The organism is Photobacterium angustum, assembly GCF_002954615.1.
GTDB classification, from domain to species: Bacteria; Pseudomonadota; Gammaproteobacteria; order Enterobacterales; family Vibrionaceae; genus Photobacterium; species Photobacterium angustum_A.
Window position 1 is genome coordinate 251,125 of record NZ_MSCJ01000001.1, and the last position, 14,647, is coordinate 265,771.

The window sequence follows — 14,647 nt, forward strand, 5'->3', positions numbered from 1 at the left end:
GCAGGTGTGGAATGAAACAACGTGATATTCAGGTTCTACAAGAAATGGGGCTCACTTATTGGCAGGTTAGAAAGCCTGAAATATTTCCCAATCAAGAGATCCCAGTCATCGATTTACCTGAACATTGCAAGTTACTATTGATAACCAATGATGAGCTTAATGAGCATGACGCTTGGCTTTTCGGACGGATCCTGAGCAGTATGAAACTAACGCCAGAACAAGCATTATGTTTACCGCTTGAAGCCGTTGAGCAAGTCGGTGAGCATCACTTAACATGGTGTTGGTTTGCTGGTTGCCAAGGGGCTCACCCGACGGGCTGTCAGGTATTAAATTCCGTATCTTTACACTTAATGCATAATGATCCTTCATCGAAGAAAGCATTATGGCAACAGATCTGTAGTTATGACGTATAAAATTATTCCACTAGACACCCAGCATGTTGATGATGTTTGGCGTATTGAACAAGCGGCTCATGCTTTTCCATGGGCTGAGTCGATGATCCGTAAAGAGCCAAATCGTATTGCAGCAAATTATGTGTTAGTCGTTGATGATCAGGTAGTGGGTTACTGCTTTGGTCAATTAGTGGCGGGTGAAGGAACACTGTTAAATATCGCGATTGATCCTGCTCATCAACGAAAGGGATATGGCAAAGTGTTACTCAATGGTTTTATTGATGCGTTAGAAGCCAAGCAAGCGGAAGAGATTTGGCTAGAAGTCCGTGAGAGCAATACTGGTGCGTATAAACTTTATGAAGCAACAGGCTTTAATGAAACCAATCGTCGTGTTGATTACTACCCAACGGAAAATGGTCGTGAAGATGCCTTGATCATGGCATATATGTTTATGCCTTTTGGCTAGGCCTATAATCAGTGATCAAGTGATATAAAAAAGCCGAGCGTGATGCTCGGCTTTTTTCTAGCTAGCTGAGGTGATTAGTGCTCACGAGTTGCACGGAAATCAACTTCAGGGAAACGCTCTTTTGCAAGGTTTAAGTTAACCATAGTTGGGGCAATATAAGAGAGGTTATCGCCACCATCTAGTGCAAGGTTAGATTGGTTCTTACGCTTAAACTCTTCGAGTTTTTTCACGTCATTACACTCAACCCAACGTGCAGTTGCGACGTTAACGCCTTCATAGATCGCTTCAACGTTATATTCAGCTTTAAGACGGGCAACAACCACATCAAACTGAAGTACACCAACCGCACCAACGATCAAATCGTTGTTTTGCAGTGGGCGGAATACCTGTACTGCGCCTTCTTCTGAAAGCTGTACCAGACCTTTTAATAGCTGCTTTTGCTTTAGTGGATCTTTCAGGCGAATACGACGGAACAATTCTGGTGCGAAGTTAGGGATACCAGCGAACTTCAGGTTTTCACCTTGAGTGAAGGTATCACCAATTTGAATCGTACCGTGGTTATGTAGACCGATAATATCACCAGCATAAGCCGTTTCTGCGCGAGAACGATCACCTGCCATAAACGTTACCGCATCAGAGATACTTACATTTTTGCCAGTACGAACATGGTTCATCTTCATACCTTGGGTGTAAGTACCCGATACAATACGCATAAAGGCAATACGGTCACGGTGTTTAGGATCCATGTTTGCTTGGATCTTAAATACGAAGCCAGAAAATTTATCTTCCGTTGCTTCAACTTCACGCTCATTAGCTTGGCGAGAAAGTGGTGCAGGTGCCCATGCTGTTAAGCCATCAAGCATATGATCAACACCAAAGTTACCCAGTGCTGTACCGAAAAATACCGGTGTTAGTTCACCGGCTAAAAATAGCTCTTCATCAAATTCATTTGATGCGCCCATTACAAGCTCAAGCTCTTCACGAAGTTGTTCCGCAAGCTCTGTACCAACAGCTTCATCAAGCTCTGGGTTTTCTAACCCTTTAATGATGCGTTGCTCTTGAATTGTGTGGCCTTGACCTGTGCTGTACAAGATCGTTTCATCACGGTGGATATGGTAAACACCTTTGAATTCTTTACCACAACCGATAGGCCATGAAATAGGGGCACAAGCCATACCTAATTCATTTTCTACTTCATCAAGAAGCTCCATTGGATCACGAATATCACGGTCCAATTTGTTCATGAAAGTAACAATCGGTGTATCACGTAGACGCGTAACTTCCATTAACTTACGAGTACGATCCTCGACACCTTTTGCTGCATCGATAACCATTAAACATGAGTCAACAGCGGTTAGAGTACGGTAAGTATCTTCAGAGAAATCTTCGTGTCCTGGAGTATCAAGAAGGTTTACTAGGCACTCGTTATATGGGAACTGCATTACAGATGTAGTTACCGAGATACCACGTTCTTTTTCCATCTCCATCCAGTCTGACTTGGCGTGTTGGTTTGAACCACGGCCTTTTACTGTACCGGCTTTTTGGATAGCGTTTCCGAATAACAGTACTTTTTCAGTAATGGTGGTCTTACCCGCATCGGGGTGAGAGATGATAGCGAAAGTACGACGTTTTGATACTTCGCCCTGAAACTGAGTTTGCGACATTAGCGTGTTCTTTTTTAATAAAAGTACTCCGTTGCTGCCGTATTACATCAAGCAAAGCAACAGAACAGAATGAATGGAGTGAGTTACTGCTTATTGTCGCTGATTTTAGCGCGAGACTCAATCTAGCTGTATAAGAATCATTAAGAGTAGGTAGAAATAATCATTAAGCTTATATTGAATAATCACTATCTGCGTATTAGTTACTACAGGAATATTTATGATAGATACCCACTGCCATTTTGATTTTCCCCCCTTTAATGATGATCCAAAGCGAGCATTGATGTTGGCACAAGAGGGAGGGGTGAAACAGATAGTGATCCCAACAGTAGGGCAATCGAATTGGGCTAAAGTACAGCAGTTATGTGAGAGCTATCCTACACTTTATTACGGTTTAGGTATTCATCCTTTCTTTAGTGCAGAGCATACGAGTGATGTTTGTCAGCGTTTAAATTTTGAGCTGAAAGAGGCTGTTCAACAACCGCATTCAAAATGTATTGCTGTGGGGGAGTGCGGATTAGATTTTGCCATTGAAACCGTTGATAGAGAGTTACAACGAACATGGTTACAAACACAATTGCAGTTAGCGAATACCTATCGTTTGCCGATTATTTTGCATTGCCGCAAAGCTTTTCCTGAGTTAGTGCGAGCCATAAAAGCAGATTCGCCATCTCAAGGTGGGGTCTATCATGGGTTTAGTGGCAGTTATCAACAAGCGGTTCAATTAATAGATCTAGGCTTAAAAATTGGTGTTGGCGGTACAATTACCTACGAGAGAGCGAAAAAAACGCGAGAGACTATCGCGAAATTACCACTCTCTGAGATTGTGTTAGAAACCGATGCGCCAGATATGCCCGTGTGTGGTTTCCAAGGTCAGCCCAATAGACCAGAGCGTTTAACCTATATAGCGGAGTCTGTTGCACTGCTAAAAGGGATAAATATAGAACAAGTCACCCATGTTACAACCTTAACTGCACTTGAACTATATAAATTATAACCGTGACGTTGGTACAAAAGGTAAACGATTGCGTAAAACGTTTGCGTTTCATGGGGGAGCTTTTTGTGATGGTGTTCACGTATCGATTAACTCTTTCATGGATGTGGCATCAAAATTGTGAAGTTAGCATTACTTTGTCTGTACATCGATGGGTATAATGCGCACGACTCTTAATAGAGCCGAATTGTCGAGACGCCAAACTTAACTTAATAGGATAGACATAAACCATGAGCATGTTTATGAGCCTGGTTGGGATGGTTGTACTGCTACTTATCGCGGTACTACTATCAGACAACCGTAAAGCAATTAATCTACGTACTGTTGGAGGCGCGTTCGCTATCCAATTTTTATTAGGTGCATTCGTTCTTTATGTACCAGTTGGTCGTGATGTGCTATATGGCATGTCTCAGGCAGTTGCTAATGTTATTGCTTATGGTAATGACGGCATCAATTTCCTATTTGGCGGTCTAACATCGGACAAAATGTTTGAAGTGTTCGGTGGCGGCGGCTTCGTATTCGCACTACGCGTTCTTCCTGTTATTGTCTTCTTCTCCGCGTTGATCAGTGTTCTTTACTACCTAGGTGTAATGCAAGTTGTTATCAACATCCTTGGTGGTGGTCTACGTAAAGTATTGGGTACTTCTCACGCTGAATCTATGTCAGCGACAGCAAACATTTTCGTTGGTCAAACAGAAGCACCACTAGTTGTTCGTCCATTCATACCTAAAATGACTCAGTCTGAGCTATTTGCGGTAATGTGTGGTGGCTTGGCGTCAGTTGCTGGTGGTGTACTTGCAGGTTACGCATCAATGGGTGTTCCTCTTGAGTACCTAATTGCAGCATCATTCATGGCAGCCCCTGGTGGTTTATTGTTTGCTAAAATCATTAAGCCAGAAACAGAGCAGCCTGTAGAGCAGCTTGCTGGTGATGACGAAGAAGGCGTTGAAAAACCAGCTAACGTTATTGACGCAGCAGCAGCAGGTGCATCATCTGGTATGCAACTTGCGCTAAACGTAGGTGCAATGCTTCTAGCGTTCATCGGTTTGATTGCTCTAATCAACGGTATGCTTGGTGGTATCGGCGGTTGGTTCGGTATGCCTGAACTGACTCTTGAACTTATCCTAGGTTACATCTTCGCACCACTTGCGTACCTAATTGGTGTGCCATGGGGTGAAGCACAAGTGGCGGGTTCATTCATCGGTCAGAAGATTGTTGTTAACGAATTCGTGGCTTACCTAAACTTTGCACCGTACTTAAAAGACGTGGCTGATGGCGGTATGGTTGTAGCACAAACAGGTGTTGCAATGACTGAGAAGACTAAAGCTATCATCTCATTCGCACTATGTGGTTTCGCAAACCTTTCATCGGTTGCAATCCTACTTGGTGGTCTAGGTGGCCTTGCTCCAAGTCGCCGTGCAGAGATTGCTCGCTTTGGTATGAAGGCAGTAGCAGCAGGTACATTATCTAACCTAATGTCTGCAACGATTGCTGGTCTGTTTATCTCTTTAGCAATGTAATGTAGAGATAACCGAATAAAGAAGAACGCCTCAATGAAAATTGGGGCGTTTTTTTATGCCTGATATTTGTGTTGATAAAAGGTAATCAACAGTAAAAGTAAACATTATGGCTATTGTTCTAAATTAACTTCATAAAATCGATTGCGTTCCCTTTTCTTATATTCCACTCTGCTATTCTTATGCCACAGATTATGAGTGTGTGGATACAGTAGTATCAAGATCAGAAGTCATATAATGACGTAGGAAAGTGTCATTAACTGTTTCTGATTCTCTATTTTAGTAAACACATTATCCACTGGTGGAAACATAAGTTTGATAGGCTAAAGACAGTGGTCTTGCTATTATTGAGCCTAACAAATACAGCGATTTGTAAGAGCGGGCGAGTTGATCGGCTCTTGCGCGGGAATAAGGATAAGTCATTTGGTAAGTATTCACTTACTAAAACTTCAAGGAATCAAGTCCGCTCATTTGTTGCAGTAGTTCTTACTGCATTCGGTAGCCTAATGAATAATCATTAGCGTTTTACCTTCGTTTATACTGATATTTAGAGCCTTATAGCTAAGTGCTCTAAATGTAATATTACGACTGGAGATAGTCATGAGCGATTTAAAAACTGCTGCACTACGTGCACTTAAATTAATGGATTTAACAACACTGAACGATGACGACACTGATGCAAAAGTGATCGAGCTTTGTAAGAATGCAAAAACAGTGGTTGGTAATACAGCAGCAGTGTGTATTTACCCTCGCTTTATCCCAGTAGCGAAAAAGCAACTACGTGAGCAAGGTACGCCAGATGTACGTATTGCAACGGTAACTAACTTCCCACACGGTAATGATGATATCGAGATTGCTGTTGCTGAAACCAAAGCGGCAGTGGCTTACGGTGCTGACGAAGTTGACGTAGTATTCCCATACCGCGCACTTATGGCTGGTAATGCTGATGTTGGCTTTGAATTAGTGAAGCAATGTAAAGCAGCATGTGGCGATAACGTACTGCTTAAAGTTATTATCGAAACGGGTGAGCTAAAAACTGAAGCGCTAATTAAGCAAGCATCTGAAATTTCAATTAAAGCTGGTGCTGATTTTATTAAAACATCGACCGGTAAAGTGCCTGTTAATGCAACACCTGAATATGCACAAATCATGCTTAACGTGATCAAAGATATGGGCGTTGCTAAAACTGTTGGTTTCAAGCCAGCAGGTGGTGTTCGCACAGCTGAAGATGCACAGCAATACCTAGCAATGGCTGATGATATTCTTGGTGCTAAGTGGGCTGATAGCCGTCACTACCGTTTTGGTGCATCGAGCTTACTTGCTAATTTGTTACACACACTAGGTGAAGGTGAAGAAGCGGCGCAAGGCGGCTACTAATCCTTTGTAAACAAGGTGGTGATGTACCACCTTGTTTTAACTCTTTGTCGGCATGATTAATGCCGTACTAATTCTTGAATTGGCTTTTTCCAGCACTGCATTTTCGCGGTTGTTGCCTTTTTTGCACCTAAAATTTAGAAATAAAGCAAAATAAAACACAATTTAAGCATTGGTGACCCTACTTCGCTGAATTAAAAATAAGAGGAACAGCATGTACTTACCTCAAGAAATCATTCGTAAAAAACGTGACAATATTGAATTAAGCGCCGATGAAATTAACTTTTTCATCCAAGGTGTTGCAAAAAATACTGTTTCTGAAGGACAAATTGCCGCATTTGCAATGGCGATTTATTTCAATGATATGACGATGGATGAGCGCGTTGCCTTAACTTGTGCGATGCGTGATTCAGGCATGGTGATTGATTGGGGATACATGCACTTTGATGGTCCTATTGTTGATAAGCACTCAACAGGCGGTGTAGGTGATGTCACTTCACTGATGCTAGGTGCAATGGTTGCAGCATGTGGTGGTTACGTGCCAATGATCTCAGGTCGTGGCTTAGGTCATACGGGGGGCACATTAGATAAATTAGAAGCTATCCCTGGTTATAACATCACACCAACCAATGAAGTATTCGGTAAAGTAACGAAAGAAGCGGGTGTGGCGATTATTGGTCAGACTGGTGATTTAGCACCAGCGGATAAACGTGTGTACGCAACTCGTGATGTAACTGCGACGGTTGATAATATCTCGCTTATTACCGCCTCTATTTTGTCGAAGAAATTGGCGGCTGGCTTAGATTACCTTGTAATGGATGTAAAAGTTGGCTCTGGCGCTTTCATGCCAACGTACCAAGCCTCTGAAGACCTTGCGAAATCAATTGTTGCTGTTGCAAATGGTGCTGGCACTTGTACTTCTGCATTGCTAACGGACATGAACCAAGTATTAGCATCAAGTGCGGGTAACGCAGTTGAAGTGCGTGAAGCGGTTCAGTTTCTAACCGGTGAGTACCGTAACCCTCGTCTTTTTGAAGTAACTATGGCGCTGTGTGCTGAAATGTTAGTGATCAGTAAATTAGCAACTGATACCCAACAAGCGCGTGCAAAACTACAGGCTGTATTAGATAACGGTCAAGCTGCTGAGCGATTTGGTAAAATGGTAGCAGGCTTAGGTGGCCCTACTGATTTTATTGAAAACTATGACAACTACTTAGAGAAAGCTGAGATTGTAAAACCAGTATTTGCGGAAACAACGGGTTTTGCTCATGCTATGGATACGCGTGGCTTAGGTATGGCGGTTGTTGGTATGGGCGGTGGTCGTCGTGTTGCTAGCGATAATATTGACTATGCGGTTGGTTTTAGTGACATGATCCGTTTAGGTGATGAAGTTTACGCTGATACCCCTCTTGCAATGGTACATGCTCGTACTGAAGCGCAATGGGAAGAAGCTGCGAAAGCGATTCGCAGTAATATTACGGTGAATGAGAATAAACCTGAAGCGACCCCTGAAGTTTACCGTCGTATCAGCAAACAAGATGTGTAATGGAGTAACAATGAAACGTTCAATTATTTTAGTGCTAGATTCTTTTGGTATTGGTGCCTCTGCAGACGCTGATAAATTTGGTGATGTAGGTGCAAATACCTTAGGTCATATAGCACAAGCGTGTGCGCGTGGCGAAGCTAATAACGGCGATCGCAACGGCCCATTACACTTACCTAATTTAACCAAACTCGGGCTAGCGAAAGCGTGTGAAGAATCATGCGGTAACTTCCCTGAAGGCATGGATCCAAACTCAGAGATCACTGGTGCTTATGGTCATGCGCAAGAGCTTTCTTCAGGTAAGGACACGCCGTCTGGTCACTGGGAAATTGCGGGTGTACCTGTATTGTTTGAATGGGGCTACTTTAGCGATAAAGCAAACAGTTTTCCTAAAGAACTGACCGATCGCATTCTTGCTCGTGCGGGCTTAGAAGATTTCTTAGGTAACTGTCATGCATCAGGTACACAAGTGCTTGATGATTTAGGTGAAGAGCACATGAAGACGGGCATGCCTATCTTCTATACGTCTGCCGACTCAGTATTTCAGATTGCTTGCCATGAAGAAACATTCGGTTTAGAGCGTTTATTAGAGCTTTGCCAAATTGCGCGTGAAGAGCTGGAAGACTACAACATTGGCCGTGTTATTGCGCGTCCATTCATCGGTGCGGGTAAAGGTCAATTTGAGCGAACGGGTAACCGCCGTGACTTGTCGCTTGAGCCGCCAGCAGCAACCATTTTGCAAAAGCTTGTTGATGAAAAACAAGGCGAAGTAGTATCGATTGGTAAAATTTCCGATATCTATGCTGGCTGTGGTATTTCAAGCAAAGTAAAAGCGACAGGTATTCCTGCTTTATTTGATGCGACACTAGAACAAATAAAACAAGCGGGTGACAACACTATTGTATTTACCAACTTTGTTGATTTTGATTCAGCTTACGGGCACCGCCGTAATGTTGCGGGTTATGCAGCAGCGCTTGAGTACTTCGATCGTCGTCTTCCTGAAATTTTAGCGTTACTTCAAGATGACGATGTACTGATCATCACCGCCGATCACGGTTGTGATCCAACATGGCCAGGTACTGATCATACACGTGAGCATATTCCTGTACTTGTTTCAGGACCAAAGATTAAGCCGGGCTCACTAGGTTTACGTGAAAGTTTTGCTGATATTGGTCAGAGCCTAGCAGAGTACTTCGGCACAACGGATATGGAATACGGTAAGTCGTTTCTATAATACAAATATTAAATAAGGGTAAATTGGTTTATTTACCCTTATTAACGACAAAAATCATGATTATTTAGTGTCTTACACTTTATAATACGTGTTAGTAAATAGCGATTAGCTATCAGTCAGCACATGATGTTGATTATTATCTACACTGACAGCTAACTAAAATTAGGAAAAGGATACAACTATGGCTACTCCACATATTAATGCTGAAATGGGTGACTTTGCAGATGTAGTTTTAATGCCGGGCGATCCGCTTCGTGCTAAATACATCGCTGAAACTTTCCTAGATGATGCAACAGAAGTATGTAATGTACGTAGTATGTTAGGCTTCACGGGCACATACAAAGGTCGTAAGATCTCTGTTATGGGTCACGGTATGGGTATTCCGTCATGTTCTATCTACGCAACAGAATTAATTAAAGATTTTGGTGTGAAGAAGATCATTCGTGTGGGTAGTTGTGGTGCTGTACGTGATGACGTTAAGCTACGTGATGTTGTTATCGGTATGGGCGCATCAACAGATTCAAAAGTAAACCGCATTCGTTTTGGTGGTCATGACTTTGCAGCGATTGCTGATTTCGGCATGGTACAAAATGCGGTAGATGCAGCAAAAGCAAAAGGTATTCCTGTTAAAGTGGGTAATATCTTCTCTGCTGATCTATTCTACAATCCTGATTTTGAATTCTTCAAAACAATGGATAAGTACGGCATCGTTGGTGTTGAAATGGAAGCGGCTGGTATCTATGGTGTTGCAGCTGAGTTTGGTGCTAAAGCACTAACTATCTGTACTGTTTCTGATCACATCCTACGTGGCGAAGCAACAACATCTGAAGAGCGTCAATTGACATTCAATGAGATGATCGAAATTGCGTTAGATTCTGTGATCCTAGGTGATGCAGAAGCATAATCTTTACTGATTACGCACAAAAAAACGGAAACAGCTCGGCTGTTTCCGTTTTTTTTATCTTGTTAATTTGTCTGCGATTAACAACCGTATTTAATCTTTCGCGTTTGCGGTAAGAAAAAACGGAAAGTGCCAGATGTCTTTTCTGCGACCGAAGGTAAAAGCAAGCAACAATCCAATCATTAATGAAGCCAATGTTAAGCCTCGAATAATACGGGTCATATAATGAATTTGGTCTTTGGCATGAGCTAACAACTTATTGTGCTCAAGCGTAATACGAACAAAACCAATCACATGCTTATTAGCAAAAATAGGCTCAACAATTTGCTGGCGACCAATGCTGGCCATCGCAAGCGGTGTTGATAGCCCCGTTAGTTGTGTCAATGGCATTGAGTTATCGGTTTTCGCCAAGGTCACACCTTCAATATTGTAGATAGTAGCGTCTAAAATTAAAGGCTCATTGGATAAGTTATTCACCAATTTTTGCAGTTTATCTTGGTTATTATCCGTAATATCACTGGCTGCATTTTCTGCCGCTTGTCGTACTAACATGCGTGATAATGTTTGAGTTTGCTCACTTAGCATTTGGTAATTACGCTGGGTTAAGAGCGCGCCGTATTCCAGCATTCCAATTAATGCCAAACTACATAATAGGAGAACAGAAAGCCGTCCTAGATGTTGCCAGCGTTTCTTTTTCCACTTTATCATCGAGTTAACCTTTGCTGTGTTCTGGTGGTATTTTACACGATAATGGAGTGGTTAAGAATATCCCCTTTTATTTGATTTATTTCTAATAAAAACAATAAATTAAATATATTTACTGATTTTTGGTCATAAATAATTACTCTTTTTATTGTATTTATTTAAGATAAGTAAGTGAAAATTAACTATGTTTTATTACAGTTTAGTAACATTTTTGGGTTGCTCTTCACTATCAGTATCGGTAGTTTGTAAAGAAGTAGCGACAAGTTGCACCATTATTATGATATTGCCATTTAAATCATCGTAATATAGCAATAAGTTACTTTTAGGATAAATAATATGGATATTGAGTACGTGCTGAAAATAAAAAAACACCCCACGCTGTATAAACGTTTCCCACAATTATTAACAGTAACCAATGGTGATAAACGCCAAGCACAATGGTTATTTTATGGGAAAAATATTAGCCATTATGATGTTGAATTATTAAATAGTGCGGTACACGGTGAGCTTCAATTGCTGGCTGGCTGGAAAGTGGGATCTTATGATGTTTTCACGATCGCGAATGATCTTACTGAGCAAGCAGAGCAAACACTGGCTGAATTACAATTAGATTACTTCCAACTTTCCGATCTTCCTGAGTTAGCGGAGCCTGGCTTAGTTGTTTTCGATATGGACTCTACCGCGATTCAAATTGAATGTATTGATGAAATCGCTAAGTTAGCCGGCGTCGGAGAGCAAGTCGCTGAAGTAACAGAGCGCGCGATGCAAGGTGAACTCGATTTTGAACAGAGCTTACGCCAACGTGTAGGTACACTCGCAGGTGCCGATGAAGCGATCTTGGCTCAAGTAAAAGAAAATTTACCTTTTATGCCTGAGATGCGTGAAGTGGTGGCAACATTGCATGCCTACGGCTGGAAAGTCGCAATTGCATCTGGCGGCTTTACTTATTTCTCTGATTATTTACAGCAAGAGTTAGATTTAGTAGGGGCGTTCTCGAATCAATTAGAAATCATTGATGGCAAATTAACTGGGAATGTTCTTGGTGATGTGGTGGATGCGCAAGCAAAAGCGAATATCCTGCAAGGTCTTGCTGAGCGATATGATATCGAACCACACAATACGGTCGCAGTGGGTGATGGAGCAAATGATCTGGTGATGATGAAAGCGGCAGGTTTAGGGATTGCTTATCATGCGAAACCGAAAGTTGAACAACAAGCACCAGCAGTGATCCGCCATGCTGATCTTGGTGGTATTTTATGTATCTTATCAGCATCGCTCGTACCACAACGACTAAGCTGGTAAGTCATTTATATATAGATAACAAGCCGTTGATTGTCTCTATTTATGATAGAAACCATCAACGGCTTTTTTAATGGATAAAGAGTCGCGTTATTAGCTGATCTCTAATCGAACTAACACTTCATCTGTTATATCAAATATTTCGCCACAACCGATCAAAGAAATAAATTCTGCTTCTAACGCTCGTGCTCGATGGAGAGTTAAACGGGCTAATTCACTGAGCTTTTCACCAATTAACGCCGTCAAAGGATTAAAAACAGGTAAAGCTGTGACACGAATAGCGATAAAGCTACCGCTTTTACGTGCAAATGAGATAAAGCGAATACGCTCTTCGATGCTCTCAAACTCATAGCTGGCTTTGACTGCTATCTGTTTTATCTTGCCATCAATTTGCTCAAAAGCGATGTAGAGTTCATGAACATAAGGCTCACGTATATTCTCGATAGGACGCATTGGATACGCTAACATTTCTTTTACTCGACGCTTAAACAGTAAGCCAAGTTCAAAATGTTTTTGCTCACCCAGTTGATAAAAAATATCAGCGAGTGGCGACAATGGAAAGTTTGATCCAACAGCTTTGACTTTTATTTTGTGATCTATCTTTTCGGCAAAATAAGGAATGCTATTTAAACGCGTTAATAGCATTTGGTGCATAGCAAGTAACATAGCAGGAGAGGGAAGTTGTTCCTCACAAAGGGCAAACCTTTCTTCATTGTTTTTAATTAGTTTACGTAAAAACTTTTCACCTACGCGTGATTCTTGATTATCTCGTATCGTAAGTTGGATATTTTTTCCGTCAGGGCTCGTACGAATCACTTGATAGGGCATTCGGCCTAAGATATCGAGCTTAGCTAAGCGCTGTAGTTGCTCAAATTTAATCGTAACGGGATCATCTTTTTTACAGCGAAATGGCGTATCAAGATTAATATTGAGTCCACGGCTCGAAAAGTCGATCGAATGACCATGGCTAATTAATTGCCCTTGTTGATATAACGAGATCGTTGTTTTATAGCTAAAACGTGATTCACTGCGTTGAGGTTTTGGATCAAAATGGATCGCTTCAGCTAAACAAACCGGATTTTTCGGATGCCTAAAAGGACTGATCGCTTGGCTCGATAATGTTGATTTCTGCGTTAAACGATAATCTGATTGGGTATTTTTATGGGTGATATCTTGCAGAACCCCTACATGGGTGAGATTTTGAAATTTCTCAATCATTTCGGGAGCAACATCATTGAGCTTTTCAAGCTCTTGTTGACGTAAAGGGTAAACCGTCAACCGCATCACTCGCCAGCTATCGCGGTGCGAACCTAATTGCCAAAAAATACGGCGCTGCTCTTGGTCCATTTCAGGTAAGGCGGCAGAATAAAAATAGCGTTGGCCTTGATGATCGTGATGGAAGCAATAAATTAAGGTGCTAGATTGCTTTAGTCCTTTATGTCCTAGTGAAGCAATGCGCTGTTCTGATAATAATTGATTGATCACGGGCTGATTACGTTCATCATGCCAGTATTGCCATAAATAACGGTTGTGATCGGTCAGTAAAGCGTATTTAAGCTCAGTATCAGAGAAAAAGAGAGGTAGCCCGACGGTATGTTTAAGAAAGCAATGTTCATAACCTTGGGTACGCGCCTGAATAATTTTATCTTCATGATTATTTCGATGGCGGAGTATGCCTTTATTTTGACTCGTGACGATCAGTTTTTTTAACGCTTCATTTTCACTTAGCGCAATGAGACGAAGCCATTTAAAGCTAGCGTCTTCAGGGTTATCATCAATACCTAATACACGGTAGCGATGAGGTTGCTCTAAAAGAGGCTCATTGTGTATTTCTGCCAATTGTGGGAAGTAAGCATCAATAGTTTGCCCTAGTCGATAGCTAAAGGCTGAGGGGACTTTAAACTTCGCTCCAGATGACGAAAGATCCGTCGTCATTCCCCAGATCTGTTGATTAAAAGGAATGCTGATAGTCACGGGGGTGCTAATTTGTAATCGGTTTTCTTCTCGATGGAGATAATGACCAAAACGGATCAAATTAGCAGTAAATAACTCGGTGGTTGCTTTTTTCTCCGTCGATGTTGCACGCTCACCTTGTTGATGTAATTCTCTAAAATTATTCTGCGTATTCACCAAGGCCTCATAGAGACCAACGCAATATTGATTATTAAAGACCTTACTACGGCGGTGAAGAATATTAATAGCAACATCATCAAGCCAATGGGTTTGACCATTAAAAGTATAAGAGCGGCACTGACCTTTTACGCGGCCACGTAAATCAATGATTTTTTTGCACGGGGTCATTAACCGATTAATTTCCATTTTGATACGGAGTTTGATCGGCCCTGATTCATTACTGGTTAAACTATCAAAAACTTGGTGGAAATCTTCACTTCCATAAGCAGGTAGTAGTTGCTCTATGAGTGCTTTGTAATCGTCCAACTGCATTTTATTTTCTGTTAAAAGATTCACTGATAGTATTATCTGCTGATGGTGATAAAAGTTTAATGTAAAGTAACAAAAATTCACATTTAAGTTGAGGTTTACATTGAATAATATTGGTT

The 14,647-nt window shown here is 41.6% G+C and carries 12 protein-coding genes; 9 read left to right on the forward strand and 3 right to left on the reverse strand.

The window, feature by feature from the left end; genetic code table 11:
* The first annotated feature begins 11 nt into the window (after window positions 1–11).
* Together BTO08_RS01045 and rimI are read left to right on the forward strand one after the other, a co-directional pair.
* Window positions 12–413, forward strand: a complete 402-nt coding sequence (locus BTO08_RS01045; protein ID WP_105059546.1) for a DNA polymerase III subunit psi — start codon at window positions 12–14, stop codon at window positions 411–413.
* Window positions 403–858 carry a ribosomal protein S18-alanine N-acetyltransferase gene (rimI, locus tag BTO08_RS01050; protein WP_005369527.1) on the forward strand — a complete coding sequence of 152 codons (456 nt, stop codon included), beginning with the start codon at window positions 403–405 and terminating at the stop codon, window positions 856–858. The genes BTO08_RS01045 and rimI overlap by 11 nt, the downstream gene beginning before the upstream one ends.
* Before the next feature lie 74 nt (window positions 859–932).
* Here the strand turns inward: rimI and prfC are convergent, their stop codons facing one another.
* A complete protein-coding gene (prfC, locus tag BTO08_RS01055; protein WP_105059547.1) occupies window positions 933–2,522 on the reverse strand; it encodes a peptide chain release factor 3 in 1,590 nt (529 codons plus the stop codon).
* A 217-nt stretch (window positions 2,523–2,739) separates the two neighbouring features.
* Between prfC and BTO08_RS01060 the strand changes: the two genes are divergently transcribed.
* From BTO08_RS01060 to deoD, 6 genes are all read left to right on the forward strand, one after another.
* Complete coding sequence (locus tag BTO08_RS01060) at window positions 2,740–3,516, forward strand: TatD family hydrolase (RefSeq protein ID WP_105059548.1); 777 nt, start codon at window positions 2,740–2,742, stop codon at window positions 3,514–3,516.
* Window positions 3,517–3,743: 227 nt separating this feature from the next.
* A complete protein-coding gene (locus BTO08_RS01065) occupies window positions 3,744–5,033 on the forward strand; it encodes a NupC/NupG family nucleoside CNT transporter (RefSeq protein WP_105059549.1) in 1,290 nt (429 codons plus the stop codon).
* Window positions 5,034–5,630: 597 nt separating this feature from the next.
* On the forward strand, window positions 5,631–6,407 hold the full coding sequence (deoC, locus tag BTO08_RS01070; protein WP_105059550.1) for a deoxyribose-phosphate aldolase: 777 nt from the start codon (window positions 5,631–5,633) through the stop codon (window positions 6,405–6,407).
* 211 nt (window positions 6,408–6,618) lie between these two features.
* The gene (deoA, locus tag BTO08_RS01075) at window positions 6,619–7,950 is read left to right on the forward strand and encodes a thymidine phosphorylase (protein ID WP_105059551.1); all 1,332 of its coding nucleotides are present in this window, start codon (window positions 6,619–6,621) and stop codon (window positions 7,948–7,950) included.
* Window positions 7,951–7,960: 10 nt separating this feature from the next.
* Window positions 7,961–9,181, forward strand: a complete 1,221-nt coding sequence (locus tag BTO08_RS01080) for a phosphopentomutase (RefSeq protein WP_105059552.1) — start codon at window positions 7,961–7,963, stop codon at window positions 9,179–9,181.
* Between the two features lie 181 nt (window positions 9,182–9,362).
* Window positions 9,363–10,085, forward strand: a complete 723-nt coding sequence (gene deoD, locus BTO08_RS01085; RefSeq protein WP_105059553.1) for a purine-nucleoside phosphorylase — start codon at window positions 9,363–9,365, stop codon at window positions 10,083–10,085.
* Between the two features lie 90 nt (window positions 10,086–10,175).
* Here the strand turns inward: deoD and BTO08_RS01090 are convergent, their stop codons facing one another.
* Complete coding sequence (locus BTO08_RS01090) at window positions 10,176–10,790, reverse strand: YtjB family periplasmic protein (protein WP_105059554.1); 615 nt, start codon at window positions 10,788–10,790, stop codon at window positions 10,176–10,178.
* 333 nt (window positions 10,791–11,123) lie between these two features.
* On the opposite strand from BTO08_RS01090, the gene serB reads away from it, so the two are divergent.
* A complete protein-coding gene (gene serB / locus BTO08_RS01095) occupies window positions 11,124–12,089 on the forward strand; it encodes a phosphoserine phosphatase (RefSeq protein WP_105059555.1) in 966 nt (321 codons plus the stop codon).
* A gap of 90 nt (window positions 12,090–12,179) precedes the next feature.
* Here the strand turns inward: serB and BTO08_RS01100 are convergent, their stop codons facing one another.
* The gene (locus BTO08_RS01100; RefSeq protein WP_105059556.1) at window positions 12,180–14,531 is read right to left on the reverse strand and encodes a PilZ domain-containing protein; all 2,352 of its coding nucleotides are present in this window, start codon (window positions 14,529–14,531) and stop codon (window positions 12,180–12,182) included.
* Window positions 14,532–14,647 lie beyond the last annotated feature (116 nt).

What these genes read in the sequence shown, in the direction of transcription:
- deoA (WP_105059551.1), top strand. Translation starts at nt 6,619, where the DNA reads ATGTACTTACCTCAAGAAATCATTCGTAAAAAACGTGACAATATTGAA.
- prfC (WP_105059547.1), bottom strand. Translation starts at nt 2,522, where the DNA reads ATGTCGCAAACTCAGTTTCAGGGCGAAGTATCAAAACGTCGTACTTTC.
- BTO08_RS01100 (WP_105059556.1), bottom strand. Translation starts at nt 14,531, where the DNA reads ATGCAGTTGGACGATTACAAAGCACTCATAGAGCAACTACTACCTGCT.
- BTO08_RS01090 (WP_105059554.1), bottom strand. Translation starts at nt 10,790, where the DNA reads ATGATAAAGTGGAAAAAGAAACGCTGGCAACATCTAGGACGGCTTTCT.
- deoD (WP_105059553.1), top strand. Translation starts at nt 9,363, where the DNA reads ATGGCTACTCCACATATTAATGCTGAAATGGGTGACTTTGCAGATGTA.
- serB (WP_105059555.1), top strand. Translation starts at nt 11,124, where the DNA reads ATGGATATTGAGTACGTGCTGAAAATAAAAAAACACCCCACGCTGTAT.
- BTO08_RS01045 (WP_105059546.1), top strand. Translation starts at nt 12, where the DNA reads ATGAAACAACGTGATATTCAGGTTCTACAAGAAATGGGGCTCACTTAT.
- rimI (WP_005369527.1), top strand. Translation starts at nt 403, where the DNA reads ATGACGTATAAAATTATTCCACTAGACACCCAGCATGTTGATGATGTT.
- deoC (WP_105059550.1), top strand. Translation starts at nt 5,631, where the DNA reads ATGAGCGATTTAAAAACTGCTGCACTACGTGCACTTAAATTAATGGAT.
- BTO08_RS01065 (WP_105059549.1), top strand. Translation starts at nt 3,744, where the DNA reads ATGAGCATGTTTATGAGCCTGGTTGGGATGGTTGTACTGCTACTTATC.
- BTO08_RS01080 (WP_105059552.1), top strand. Translation starts at nt 7,961, where the DNA reads ATGAAACGTTCAATTATTTTAGTGCTAGATTCTTTTGGTATTGGTGCC.
- BTO08_RS01060 (WP_105059548.1), top strand. Translation starts at nt 2,740, where the DNA reads ATGATAGATACCCACTGCCATTTTGATTTTCCCCCCTTTAATGATGAT.